This is a genomic window from Mariniluteicoccus endophyticus, assembly GCF_054780035.1.
In genome coordinates this window covers 12,680-24,944 of sequence record NZ_BAAGXC010000015.1, presented here as the reverse complement: position 1 = coordinate 24,944, position 12,265 = coordinate 12,680, and the positions used below count along the sequence as shown (strand labels likewise).

The window sequence follows — 12,265 nt, the reverse complement described above, 5'->3', positions numbered from 1 at the left end:
ACATAGGGTGACCCTCGTGACGCAGAATTGGGGGAACCAGTGGCCCGCACCCGGTGCGGGGGGCCAGCAGCCTGGTTGGGGCGGCCAGCAGCCCGGGTGGGGCGGCCAGCAGCCCGGCTTCGGTCAGGGCAACTTCGGCCAGCAGTACGGCCAGCAGCAGTGGGGCGCGCCCCAGCAGGGCTGGCACCGGCCCGGGCCAGCCCCCCAGCAGCCGTACGCCGGGCAGCACCCGGGCGCGTACTCCCCGCAGGGGTCGGCGTACGCCCCCGGCCAGCCGGCGTACCCCACGGCGAGGAGGGGCGGCCCGGCCAAGGCGATCCTGATCACGCTCGGTGTGGTGCTCGCCGCGTTCGCAGCGCTCGCGCTCATCTCGGCGCTGTCGCAGCCGAGCTACAAGAACGACGACTACCGCGTGCCCCCCGCAGACCCGTCGGCCGGCATGGTCGACATCCCGGCGACGAGCGCCGAGGCCAAGCAGACGCTCGAGAAGAATGCGGCCTACAACGTGAAGGTCGCCTCGCCGGTGCGCTGCGAGATGCCCGAGATCGACGCGCGCACGGCGTCTGACGCCCAGATCAAGGCCTACTTCGACCAGCAGATGGCGTGCCTGATGCGCGTGTGGGACCCGGCGCTGTCGCAGACGAAGAAATACACGATCCACCGCCCCACCGTGACGGTCTACGGCGACTCGGTCTCGTCGCCGTGCGGCCAGATCAAGGGCGTGAACGCCGTGTTCTGCGCCGCCAACCAGCAGCTCTACTATTCGCGCGACATGGCCCGCACCGACGAGCTGAAGCCGCTGCAGCGCCCCCGTGGCGTCGAGCTGGTCATGGCCCACGAGTTCGGCCACCTCATCCAGGGCCGCATCGGCGTCGTCGGCTCCCGCGTCCGGATCATGGAGTCGGAGAACCCGTCCACCGAGGAGGCGCTGTGGATGTCGCGCCGCTCGGAGGTCCAAGCCGACTGCCTGTCGGGCATGTACGTGCGCGCCGTACGCCAGTCGCGCGGTTACACCGACGCCGACATCCAGACGTTCTTCGACGCGCTGCACGCCATCGGCGACGACAGCCTCGGCGCCCCCGCCGGCAAGGGCAACCACGGCTCGGCGGCCTCCCGGCGCTACTGGGGCCAGCTGGGCATGAGCACCGACGAGGTCGGCAAGTGCAACACGTGGATCGTGCCGAAGGAACAGGTGCGCTGACCCCTGCGCCGACCCCGACACTGCCTATGGTGTCCGCGTGAGTCAGTACGGGGGTGGCTGGCAGGCGCCACAGTGGGGGCCGCAGCGCTGGCCCCAGCAGCAGTGGGCCCAACGGGCGCCCCATCCGGGCGACTACGGCGCGTGGCGGCAGGCGCCGCGTTCCCGCGGCAACGGTTGTGCAGCCGGGTGCGGCGTGGTGGCCCTCGTCGGCGCCATCGTGATCGTCGCGGGCCTGTTCGTGCTCGGCATCGTCGTCTCCGCCTTGGACGAGACCTTCGCCGGCACGACGGCGACGACCTCGTCCCCGCGTACGCCGACCTCGTCCGCGTCGCGCCCGACCCGCTCGCCGTCACCGAGGCCGACGCCCACCAACACCTACTCCCCCACGCCGACCCGCACCACGCCGACCCGCACCACGCCGGCGCCCACCCCGCCGCCGTCGAAGAACGTGGCCTACAAGAACGAGGGCTACAAGGTGCCCGCGGCCAACGAGGCACCCCCGCAGATCCCGATGGTGTCGGAGTCCGAGGCGCGGGCGGTGCTGCAGAGGAACGCGCTGTACTCCGTCTCGCTCGCCGAGCCCGTCCGGTGCGACCTGGGCGAGATCACCCCGTACGGGGCCAGCGACGCCGAACTGAAGCGGTACTTCGAGAACCAGATGGCCTGCTCGATGCGCGTATGGGCCCCCGCTCTCGCCGAGACCGGCACCTACAAGGCCTACCGGCCGACCGTGACGATCTACGGCCGCCGGATCGCCACGCCGTGCGGCGAGTTCACCTACGCCAACGCCTTCTACTGCGCTGCCAACCAGCAGTTATACCTGTCACGTGAGATGGCCCGTCTGCAGCTGTTCAACCGGCGCGGCGCGCTCGAGATCTTGATGGCCCACGAGTACGCCCACCACGTGCAGGGTCGCATCGCGATCTGGGGGGCGATGACGCAGTACTACAACAATGAGTCGAACCTGTCGGAGCGCAACGAACTCAAGCGTCGCTCCGAGCTGCAGGCCGACTGCTTCGCCGGCATGTACGCCAGGTCGGTCTCGGTGTCGCGCGGCTACAGCGACGAGGACGCCCAGACGCTGGTTGACAGCCTCGCCGCCCTGGCCGACGACGTCAACAAGATCCCCGAGAACGAGTGGGAGCACGGCACGGCCGCGGCACGCCGCGCGTGGACCGGGCAGGGCCTCAAGGGCAGCAGCGTCGGCCGGTGCAACACGTGGACCGCGCCCAGCAACCAGGTGCGGTGACGTTCGGCGGATGCGCCGGGGCGGATCAACCCGCGACGAGCGCCTCGGCGACGACCAGATCGAACGGCTCGGTGACCTTCATCGCGTGACGCGAGCCGGGCACGAGGTGGACGCGGTGGCCCAGCGCCTCGCAGGCGGCGGCGTCGTCGGTCACCACCAGCCCGCGCTCGGCGCACACACGATGGGCCTCCGCCAGCGAGGCCAGGTCGAAGCCCTGCGGCGTCTGCACGCCGAAGAGCCCAGTCCTGTCGACGACGCTCGAACCCTCCCCATCCACGCGGCGTACGGAGTCGACGACGGGCATGGCCGGGACGACCGCCACGTGTCCGTCGGCGACGGCGTCGATCACCGCGCGTACGACGGCGACCGGCACCAGCGGCCGGGCCGCGTCATGGACCAGGACGATCCGGGCGCCCGCGCAGGCCGCCAGGCCCCGGCGTACGCTCTCCTGCCGCTCGGCCCCGCCCACGACCAGCGTGACCTCGGCGGCGGTGCCGTCGAGGGCCGCGGTGAACTCGGCGTCGAGACCCTGGGGGATGGTCACGACGACGCGCTGCACACCCGCGTCGGCGAGCTGGTCGACCGATCGCCGGACCAGCGGGACCCCGGCGAGCTCGACGAGGGCCTTGGGGACGGCTGCCCCGAGCCGGGAACCAGAACCGGCCGCCGCCACGAGGGCGACGACCGGTGGTGTGTCGGTGTTCACGGGCGGAAACCTGTCAGGAGGCGAGGACCTCGTCAAGCCGGGTCTCGGCCAGCGACTTCTCGACCTTCTCGGCGAGCGCGAGCTCGGAGACGAGGATCTCGCGGGCCTTGGCGAGCATGCGCTTCTCGCCGGCGGACAGGCCGCGGTCCTTCTCACGGCGCCACAGGTCGCGGACGACCTCGGACACCTTCATGACGTTGCCGGAGTGGAGCTTCTCGAGGTTCGCCTTGTAGCGGCGGGACCAGTTCGTGGGCTCCTCGGTGTGGGGAGCGCGCAGGACCGAGAACACCTTCTCGAGCCCGTCGGCATCCACGACGTCGCGGACACCCACGAGGTCGAGGTTGCAGGCAGGGACCCGGACGACGAGGTCGTTCTGTCCGACGATGCGGAGAACCAGGTAGAGCCGGTCCTCACCCTTGATCTTTCGAGTCTCGATATCTTCGATGACGGCCGCCCCATGATTGGGATAGACCACCGTTTCGCCGACTGTGAAGGTCATAAGTTGTAACCCCTTTCCCGCACACCAGTTTAGCACGCCCTCAGGATCACCCCGGGGCGTCCCTGCTTGTCAGCCCACAGTTGGCCTCTCCGGACCCCCTTGACATCCGTCGCTCGACGTGCCCTCCACGCCCGTCAACGGTCCTCGACGGCAGGTGGCAGTTGCTCGGTCGCGACGGGGCACGACCGGCCTCTGACAGGCGCCGTCGCGCAGAAGTCGCTAGGCTGCACGTGACTATCCGTACGCCCGAGGAGACTACGAACCGTGCTCACGTCCAAGCCTGTCCGTGCTGTTGCCGCCGCTGCCCTTTCCCTCGGCCTGGCGGCTGGCCTGAGCGCCTGCGGAACCCCTCAGACGCTGCAGCCCTACACGCCCGCCGAGGGCGCACAGATCGATGCCCGCGTCCAGGGCACCGTGCCGCTGAAGCTGCGCAACGTGATGCTCCTGGCCAAGGAGTCGGGCAAGGCCACGCTCATCGGCTCGGTGATCTCCCCCGAGGCCGACACCCTCAAGGGCGCCACCGGTCGCGTCATCACCTTCAAGGGCGACAACGGCTCGACGTTCCCGGCGGCCACGGCCGACATCAAGGTCAACGCCAACGAGGCCGTGAACCTCCTCGACCAGCCGGCCATCGAGCTGGCCGCGTCCGACCTGGCCCCCGGCCAGACCGCCGAGGTCACGCTGATGTTCGAGAAGGCCGGCGCCGTCTCCCTGCGCGTGCCCGTCGTCGACGGCAAGAAGGCCGACTACAAGACCGCCTCGCCGAAGCCGGGCGCAGGCGCCGCGACGCCGACCGCCACGCCGAGCTGACGCGGGCCACATCCAGCCACGACACGACGAAGGGCCGCCCGGAGAACCGGGCGGCCCTTCGCGTGCGTCGACGGCTCAGGAACGGCTGTTCTGGTCGAACAGCGACGACACCGACTCGCCGGAGTTGTGGCGGCGTACGGCCTCAGCGAACAGCGGCGCCACCGAACGCGTCTCGAGCTTGGCGGGCGTCCGGTCCTCGGTCAGCGGCACTGTGTTGGTGGTGACGATCTCGGACACGTCGCCCTGGGCGTTGAGCCGCTCCACGGCCTTGCCGGTGAACAGGCCGTGAGTGCAGGCGATCGAGATCTTCTTGACGTTCTCCTCGCGGAGGCGGTCAATCAGCTCGATCATCGAGCCGGCGGTCGCGACCTCGTCGTCGATGATGATGACGTCCTTGCCCTCGACGTCACCGACGATGCGGTCGATGACGACCTTGTCGTCGGCCATGCGGCGCTTCGAGCCGGCGGCGACGGGTCGGTCGAGCAGGCGGGCGAACTGGGAGGCGACCTTGGCGTAGCCGAAGTCGGGCGAGACGACGACCGTGTTCGACAGGTCCTTCTGGCGGTAGTGGTCAGCGAGCTCGTGGACCGCCGTCAGGTGGTCGACGGGGATACCGAAGAATCCGTGGACCTGCTCCGAGTGCAGCGCCATGGTGATGACGCGCGTGGCGCCGGCGGTCTGGAGCAGATCGGCGACGAGGCGGCCGCCGATCGAGATGCGCGAGGCGTCCTTCTTGTCCGAGCGCGCGTACGAGTAGTGCGGGATGACCGCCGTGATATGGCTGGCCGAGGCCCCACGCGCCGCATCGAGCATGAGCATCAGCTCGACGAGGTTCTCCTGCACCGGCGGCACGAGCGGCTGGACGATGTAGACGTCCTTGCGGCGGCAGTTGGCCTGCAGCTGGACCTGGAGGCAGTCGTTGGAGAAGCGCGTGATGTCGGCCGGGGATAGCTCGACACCGAGGATGTCGCACATCTCCTTGGCGAATTCAGGGGCAGCAGATCCGGAGAAAACGGTGATGTCGTCGGTCACGTGGCTCAGACTAGCGTCCACGATGCGTTGATGCAGGGCGCACGCCGCACGCCGGGTCAGCCCTCGAACTTGTAGCCGAGGCCGCGGACCGTGATCAGGTAGCGCGGGTTGGCCGGGTCGGGCTCGATCTTGGAGCGCAGGCGCTTGATGTGGACGTCGAGGGTCTTCGTGTCACCCACGTAGTCGGCGCCCCAGATGCGGTCGATGAGCTGGCCGCGGGTCATCACGCGCCCGGCATTGCGCAGCAGCATCTCCAGCAGCTCGAACTCCTTCAGGGCGAGCTTCACGCTCTCGCCGTCGACCGAGACGGTGTGGCGCTCGACGTCCATGCGTACGCCTGCGCTCTCGACGACGTCGGGGACGAGCTCGACGTCCTGGCCGCGGCGCAGCACCGCGCGGATGCGCGCCACGAGCTCGCGGTGGGAGAAGGGCTTGGTGACGTAGTCGTCGGCGCCGAGCTCGAGGCCGACCACCTTGTCGACCTCGGAGTCGCGCGCGGTGACCATGATCACCGGGACGCTGCCGCGGGCGCGCAGCTGGCGGCAGACCTCCGTGCCTGGCAGGCCAGGCATCATCAGGTCGAGCAGGACGATATCGGCGCCAGCACGGTCATACTCGGCCAGGCCCTCGGTGCCGTCGGCGGCCTCGACGACCTCGAATCCCTCCTTGCGGAGCATGTACGCGAGGGTCTCTCGGTAGGAGGCCTCGTCCTCGACGACCAGCACTCGGGTCATTGCTCAAACTCCTCAACTATTGGGGGGAACGTCTCCCCCGCCTCGTCCTTCGCGTGCTCGGGGATCCGGATGGTGAACGTCGACCCCTGACCGGGCTGGGACCACACGTTCACGGTGCCGCCGTGGGCGGCGGCGATGTGCTTCACGATCGACAGGCCGAGCCCGGTGCCGCCGTTGGCGCGGCTGCGGGCGTAGTCGACGCGATAGAAGCGTTCGAAGATGCGTGGCATGTCGTCGGCCGAGATGCCGATGCCGGAGTCGGAGACAGAGACCTCGACATAGTCGTCGTCCTCGACGACCCGGCGTGCGGCGACGGCGACGCGCGCGCGGTCGTCGGAGTAGATGATGGCGTTCTCGACGAGGTTCCCCACGGCCGTGATGAGCTGTTCCTGGTCGCCCATCACGCGGCACCCGCGCTCGCCGGCGACGGTGAGGTTGATCGACTTGCTGGCTGCGGCCTCGCGGGACCGGTCGACGGCCAGCGCGATGACGTCGTCGACCTCCACCTCCTCGGCCGCGAGGAGCGGGTCGTCGCTCTGCAGGCGCGACAGGTCGATGATCTGGCCGACGAGCGCGCCGAGCCGCTCGGACTCCTTATGCATGCGGCTGGCGAAGTTGCGGACCGCGTCTGGGTCGTCGGCGGCGGCGCCCACGGCCTCGCTGAGCAGCGAGATCGCACCGATGGGCGTCTTGAGCTCGTGGGAGACGTTGGCGACGAAGTCGCGGCGGGTCTCCTCGACGCGTCGGGCGGCGGTGCGGTCCTCGGCGAGGATCAGGACGAGGTCGTCGAGCGGGGCGACGCGCGCCGACAGGAACAGCGTCGGGTTGCCTGAGCCGCGGCGCAGCTGGAGCTCGGTGGAGCGGATCTCGTCATGGGCACGCACCTCGCGTACGAGCTCCAGGAGCGCCGGGACCGCGATCCGCGTGCCACGGACGATGCCGAACGTGCGCGCCTGGGACGTCGACTGGAGGACCTGGTCGTGGGGGCCGACGACGACCGCGGACGAGCGCAGGACCTTGATCACGTCGGACACACCCGGCGGCACCGTCGGCTCGGGCGTGGCCGCCAGCTCAACCGGCTCGGAGGTCGCCTCGGCGGCCGCGGAGGTCCCGCGTCGGACGCCCAGCAGCACGCCGAGGCCGACGCCGATCACCAGCGCGAGGGCCGCGACGACGTAGATGAGCACGTCTCGCATCCTAGGCGTACGGCACCCGGCGATCGTCCCGGAAGACCCCCCGGCGGGGCGCAGGAGGACCGCAATTGGTACGTTGTTCACTTGTCGTTAACTTGAATGAGGGGCCGTACGCGCGTCCGTTGCGTACGTTGACTGTTCCCTGCGTGCCGGTCCGGGCGCAGAACCGCTAAAGGAGGCACCCGACCCATGCGCGATTCTTACCGTGAAGAGCTCGATTCCGTCGTCGACGACCTCGTGGAGATGTCCCAGCTCGTGTCGGTGGCCGTGAGCACCGCGACGAAGTCACTGCTCAACGCCGACCTGCAGCTCGCCGAGCAGGTCATCTCGAACGATGCCAAGATCGACGAGGCACACAACGACATCGAGCACCGATGCTACTCGCTGCTGGCCCGTCAGGCGCCCGTCGCCGGCGAGCTGCGCACCGTGGTCGCCGCACTGCGCATGGTCGCCGAAATGGCTCGCATGGGCGACCTGTCGGCCCACGTCGCCAAGATCGCCCGCATGCGCTTCCCCGAGCGCGCTGTTCCCGCAGGTCTCGAGCCCAGCTTCGCCCGCATGGCCGAGGTCGCCGAGCACATGGTCACCCAGGCCGGCGAGACGCTGAAGTCCCGTGACGTCGAGGTCGCCCGCAAGCTGTCGGTGCACGACGAGGAGATGGACGAGCTGCGCCGCAGCCAGTTCCGCATCCTCCTCGGCGACGACTGGGACCACGGTGTCGAGGCAGCGGTCGACGTGGCCCTGCTTGGCCGCTACTACGAGCGCATCGCCGACCACGCCGTGTCGATGGGCCGCCGTCTGATCTACGTGGTCACCGGCGAGACCGCCGCCGACCAGACGTGGACCGAGGCCTGAGCCTCCCCCGACGCCTCCCACACCAGAGCACGCCCCTCTCGTCCCCGGACGGGAGGGGCTTGTTCGTCCCGTCTTCGGCATGGACGCGCCATGGCGAGGACGCGGCTGCGTGCCCGATTGTCCGTTCCCGACCACGCGCGGCCCCATGGACGCCGGGTTCGACCCGCCAGGGGACGATCGAGCACGCGGCACCCGGAGCATCGCCCGGACATGCAGGACGGCCCGCCCCGAGGGGCGGGCCGTGCCAGGCGCAGAGGTCAGGGCGTCACTTCTTCCCCTGGTTCTTGACGGCCTCGATGGACGCCTTCGCCGCCTCGGGGTCGAGGTAGCGTCCGCCCTTCTCGAGGGGCTTCATGTCGGCGTCCAGCTCGTAGTACAACGGGATGCCCGTCGGGATGTTGAGGCCCGCGATGTCGGCGTCGGAGATGCCGTCGAGGTGCTTGACGAGCGCGCGCAGCGAGTTGCCGTGCGCGGTCACCAGGACGGTCTTACCGGCCTTGAGGTCGGGGACGATGTCAGACTCCCAGTAGGGCAGCATGCGCGCCACGACGTCCTTGAGGCACTCGGTCTGGGGACGGTCGGCCTCAGGGACGTCGGCGTAGCGCGGGTCGTTGAACTGGGAGAACTCGGCGTCCTTCTCCAGCACGGGCGGCGGCGTGTCGTAGGAACGACGCCACTGCATGAACTGCTCCTCGCCGTACTTGGCGAGGGTGTCGGCCTTGTTGAGGCCCTGCAGCGCGCCATAGTGGCGCTCGTTGAGGCGCCACGAGCGCTTGACAGGGATCCAGTGGCGGTCGCAGCCGTCGAGGGCGAGGTACGCCGTGTGGATGGCGCGGCGCAGAAGCGACGTGTGGAGCACGTCGGGCAGCAGGCCCTCCGACGACAGCAGCTCGGCGGCCTTCTTGGCCTCGCCGACGCCCTTGTCGTTGATGTCTACGTCCACCCAGCCTGTGAACAGGTTCTTCTGGTTCCACTCGGACTCGCCGTGGCGCAGCAGGATCAGCTTTGCGTTCTCGCTCATGGGTCGACTCTATTGCGCGCACCCCTGCGCCCACCCACGGGGGTGCTGGCACAATCGCCCTATGGCAGACAACCAGATCGCAGTCGTCACGGGAGCCAGCAGCGGGATCGGTGAGGCCACGGCCCGCCATCTCGCGGCCGCAGGGTTCACGGTGGTGTGCGCGGCCCGGCGCACCGACCGCATCGAGGCGCTCGCCGCCGAGATCGGCGGGCGCGCGGTGGAATGCGACATCACCGACCAGGCCTCGGTCGACGCGCTGGCCGCGGCGGTCGGCGAGAAGGTCGACGTGCTGGTCAACAACGCCGGCGGGGCGATCGGCCAAGAGCCGCTGCTCGAGACCGACCTGGCCGACTGGGAGCACATGCTGCTCCTCAACGTCGTCGGCACCGCCCGGGTGACCAAGGCACTCCTGCCCGCGCTGGAGCGCGCCGAGGGCATCGCCGTGTTCGTGACCTCGACGGCGGCCGAGGCCCCCTACGAGGGTGGCGGTGGCTACTGCGGCGCGAAGTCGGCGGAGCGTTCGATGGTCGGCGCGCTGCGGCTCGAGATCGTCGACCGGCCCGTACGCATCGCCGAGATCTCCCCGGGCATGGTCCACACCGACGAGTTCTCCGTGGTCCGGTTCCGCGGCGACGCCGACAAGGCCGCCAAGGTGTACGCAGGGGTGGCCGAGCCGCTGGTGGCCGACGACATCGCCGACTGCATCACCTGGATGGCCACGCGCCCGGCCCACGTCAACATCGACCGTCTGGTCGTACGCCCCCGCGCGCAGGCGGCCAACCACAAGGTCCACCGGGAGGGCTCATGAGCCAACCCACATCGACCGTGCGCGACCGCGCGCTCGCGGTCATCCGCGGGTGCCTCGCCGACCTCGGCATCGAGTGGGAGGAGACGCAGCCGGGCACGTTCTCGGCGGTCCTGCCCGGCGTACGCAAGCTGCGCACCGACTGCGCGCTGGTCGTCGGCAACCACTCGGTGGAGGTACGCGCGTTCGTGGCGCGCAACCCCGACGAGAACCATGGCGCGGTCTATCGGTGGCTGCTGGAGCGCAACCTGCGTACCCACGGCGTGGCCTTCGTCGTCGACCGCGTGGGCGACATCTATCTGTTCGGGCGGATGTCGCTCGAATCGGTGACCGCCGCCGAGGTCGACCGCGTGCTGGGGTCGGTGGCCGAGACGTCCGACGAGTCCTTCAACACGATCCTCGAGCTGGGTTTCTCCGAGTCGATCAAGAAGGAGTGGAAGTGGCGGGTCTCGCGCGGTGAGTCGACGGCCAACCTCGAGTCGTTCCGCCATCTCGCCGATCCCGACGACCTCGCGAGGCTCGATGCGCGTACGGAGGCAACCCCCGACCGGGGGGAGGGCGCCGATGACATCACCCACAGTTCCGGCTCCGCCGACTGAGAAATCCCGACATTTCGCCGGTTGACCACAGGTTCTCCGCCCCCGCGTCACCACCACTCTCCTACACGGCGTAGTATCCAGCTTGTTCAACAATCTGAACCCAAGGGAGAGCACAGCATGACTGCGTTCAGGACTGAGGAAGACCTCCTCGGCACACGCGAAGTCCCGGCAGACGCCTACTACGGCGTCCACACGCTAAGGGCCATGGAGAACTTCACCATCTCCGATCGCACCATCAACGACGTCCCCGACTTCATCCGGGGCATGGTGCAGGTGAAGAAGGCGACAGCACTCGCGAACGAGGAGCTGGGCGCTCTTCCCACCGACATCAAGGACGCCATCGTCCGGGCCTGCGACCAGGTCCTAGAGGCAGGCCGCTGCATGGACCAGTTCCCCGTGGACGTCTTCCAGGGCGGCGCCGGCACCTCGGTCAACATGAACACCAACGAGGTGATCGCCAACCTTGCCCTCGAGCACATCGGCAAGGAGAAGGGCGAGTACGACGTCATCAACCCCAACGACCACGTCAACCGGTCGCAGTCGACCAACGACGCCTACCCGTCGGGCTTCCGCATCGGCCTGTACGCCCACCTGCAGAACCTCGTCGTCGCACTGGAGAAGCTCGTCGACTCGATCGACGACAAGGCCAACGAGTTCGAGAACGTCCTGAAGATGGGCCGCACCCAGCTCCAGGACGCCGTCCCGATGACGCTGGGCCAGGAGTTCGGCGGCTGGGCCGCCACCCTGCGCGAGGAGATCGACAAGATCAAGGAGTTCTCGAAGCTCCTCCTCGAGGTCAACCTCGGCGCCACGGCCATCGGCACCGGCGTGAACACCCCCAAGGGGTACGCCGAGCTGGCCGTCAAGAAGCTGTCTGAGGTCACCGGCTACGAGTGCGTACCCTCCCCCAACCTGATCGAGGCCACGAGCGACTGCGGCGCGTACGTGCTCGTCCACGCAGCGCTGAAGCGCTTCGCCATGAAGATCTCGAAGATCTGCAACGACCTGCGCCTGCTGAGCTCCGGCCCGCGCGCCGGCCTGAAGGAGATCAACCTGCCCGAGCTGCAGGCCGGCTCGTCGATCATGCCCGCGAAGGTCAACCCGGTCATCCCGGAGGTCGTCAACCAGGTCTGCTTCAAGGTCATGGGCAACGACGTCACCGTCACCTGGGCGGCCGAGGCCGGCCAGCTCCAGCTGAACGTGATGGAGCCCGTCATCGGCCAGGCCATGTTCGAGTCGGTCTCGCTGCTGACCAACGCCTGCGACAACCTCCGCACGCGCTGCATCACCGGCATCACGGCCAACGAGGAGCGCTGCCGCGACTACGTGCTCAACTCGATCGGCATCGTCACCTACCTCAACGACATCATCGGCCATCACAACGGTGACCTGGTCGGCAAGGAGTGCGCGGCGACGGGCAAGTCCGTCCGCGAGGTCGTCCTCGAGAAGGGCCTCATGTCGGCCGAGCAGCTCGACGAGATCTTCTCCGTGGAGAACCTGATGCACCCCAAGGACGTCACGGCCACCACCCAGCAGCCCGACCCGCAGGCAGCACGGTGAC

13 protein-coding genes are annotated in these 12,265 nt (G+C 69.0%); 7 read left to right on the top strand and 6 right to left on the bottom strand.

The genetic code is table 11. The features are described 5' to 3' along the window. The first annotated feature begins 16 nt into the window (after nucleotides 1-16). Both ACYVGD_RS04785 and ACYVGD_RS04780 read left to right on the top strand, forming a co-directional pair. The gene (locus ACYVGD_RS04785) at nucleotides 17-1,201 is read left to right on the top strand and encodes a neutral zinc metallopeptidase (RefSeq protein ID WP_460741851.1); all 1,185 of its coding nucleotides are present in this window, start codon (nucleotides 17-19) and stop codon (nucleotides 1,199-1,201) included. A 37-nt stretch (nucleotides 1,202-1,238) separates the two neighbouring features. Continuing rightward, nucleotides 1,239-2,450, top strand: coding sequence for a neutral zinc metallopeptidase (locus ACYVGD_RS04780; protein WP_460741850.1), 1,212 nt, complete (start codon nucleotides 1,239-1,241; stop codon nucleotides 2,448-2,450). A gap of 25 nt (nucleotides 2,451-2,475) precedes the next feature. Here ACYVGD_RS04780 and ispD read toward each other — a convergent pair whose 3' ends face one another. Together ispD and ACYVGD_RS04770 are read right to left on the bottom strand one after the other, a co-directional pair. Further along, nucleotides 2,476-3,156, bottom strand: coding sequence for a 2-C-methyl-D-erythritol 4-phosphate cytidylyltransferase (ispD, locus tag ACYVGD_RS04775; protein ID WP_460741849.1), 681 nt, complete (start codon nucleotides 3,154-3,156; stop codon nucleotides 2,476-2,478). 13 nt (nucleotides 3,157-3,169) lie between these two features. Beyond that, nucleotides 3,170-3,655 (bottom strand): CarD family transcriptional regulator, encoded by a 486-nt coding sequence (locus tag ACYVGD_RS04770; RefSeq protein ID WP_460741848.1) that lies wholly within the window; start codon nucleotides 3,653-3,655, stop codon nucleotides 3,170-3,172. A 264-nt stretch (nucleotides 3,656-3,919) separates the two neighbouring features. Here ACYVGD_RS04770 and ACYVGD_RS04765 point away from each other — a divergent pair, with 264 nt between their 5' ends. Then, the gene (locus tag ACYVGD_RS04765; protein ID WP_460741847.1) at nucleotides 3,920-4,465 is read left to right on the top strand and encodes a hypothetical protein; all 546 of its coding nucleotides are present in this window, start codon (nucleotides 3,920-3,922) and stop codon (nucleotides 4,463-4,465) included. 75 nt (nucleotides 4,466-4,540) lie between these two features. Here the strand turns inward: ACYVGD_RS04765 and ACYVGD_RS04760 are convergent, their stop codons facing one another. The 3 genes from ACYVGD_RS04760 to ACYVGD_RS04750 are packed head-to-tail and all read right to left on the bottom strand — an operon-like array spanning nucleotide 4,541 to nucleotide 7,427. Continuing rightward, complete coding sequence (locus ACYVGD_RS04760; protein ID WP_460741846.1) at nucleotides 4,541-5,497, bottom strand: ribose-phosphate diphosphokinase; 957 nt, start codon at nucleotides 5,495-5,497, stop codon at nucleotides 4,541-4,543. A gap of 56 nt (nucleotides 5,498-5,553) precedes the next feature. Next, nucleotides 5,554-6,231 carry a response regulator transcription factor gene (locus ACYVGD_RS04755; RefSeq protein ID WP_460741845.1) on the bottom strand — a complete coding sequence of 226 codons (678 nt, stop codon included), beginning with the start codon at nucleotides 6,229-6,231 and terminating at the stop codon, nucleotides 5,554-5,556. Further along, nucleotides 6,228-7,427, bottom strand: a complete 1,200-nt coding sequence (locus ACYVGD_RS04750) for a sensor histidine kinase (protein ID WP_460741844.1) — start codon at nucleotides 7,425-7,427, stop codon at nucleotides 6,228-6,230. Before ACYVGD_RS04750 ends, ACYVGD_RS04755 begins: the two co-directional genes overlap by 4 nt. Nucleotides 7,428-7,613: 186 nt before the next feature. Here ACYVGD_RS04750 and phoU point away from each other — a divergent pair, with 186 nt between their 5' ends. Beyond that, a complete protein-coding gene (phoU, locus tag ACYVGD_RS04745; protein ID WP_460741843.1) occupies nucleotides 7,614-8,279 on the top strand; it encodes a phosphate signaling complex protein PhoU in 666 nt (221 codons plus the stop codon). A 265-nt stretch (nucleotides 8,280-8,544) separates the two neighbouring features. Here phoU and ACYVGD_RS04740 read toward each other — a convergent pair whose 3' ends face one another. Continuing rightward, complete coding sequence (locus tag ACYVGD_RS04740) at nucleotides 8,545-9,300, bottom strand: phosphoglyceromutase (RefSeq protein WP_460741842.1); 756 nt, start codon at nucleotides 9,298-9,300, stop codon at nucleotides 8,545-8,547. Between the two features lie 61 nt (nucleotides 9,301-9,361). Here ACYVGD_RS04740 and ACYVGD_RS04735 point away from each other — a divergent pair, with 61 nt between their 5' ends. From ACYVGD_RS04735 to aspA, 3 genes are all read left to right on the top strand, one after another. Further along, nucleotides 9,362-10,108 (top strand): SDR family NAD(P)-dependent oxidoreductase, encoded by a 747-nt coding sequence (locus ACYVGD_RS04735; RefSeq protein WP_460741841.1) that lies wholly within the window; start codon nucleotides 9,362-9,364, stop codon nucleotides 10,106-10,108. Next, complete coding sequence (locus tag ACYVGD_RS04730) at nucleotides 10,105-10,704, top strand: type III secretion system chaperone family protein (protein WP_460741840.1); 600 nt, start codon at nucleotides 10,105-10,107, stop codon at nucleotides 10,702-10,704. The genes ACYVGD_RS04735 and ACYVGD_RS04730 overlap by 4 nt, the downstream gene beginning before the upstream one ends. 117 nt (nucleotides 10,705-10,821) lie before the next feature. Continuing rightward, nucleotides 10,822-12,264: an aspartate ammonia-lyase gene (gene aspA, locus ACYVGD_RS04725; RefSeq protein WP_460741839.1), complete on the top strand. Its 1,443-nt coding sequence runs from the start codon at nucleotides 10,822-10,824 to the stop codon at nucleotides 12,262-12,264. Nucleotide 12,265: the final 1 nt, after the last annotated feature.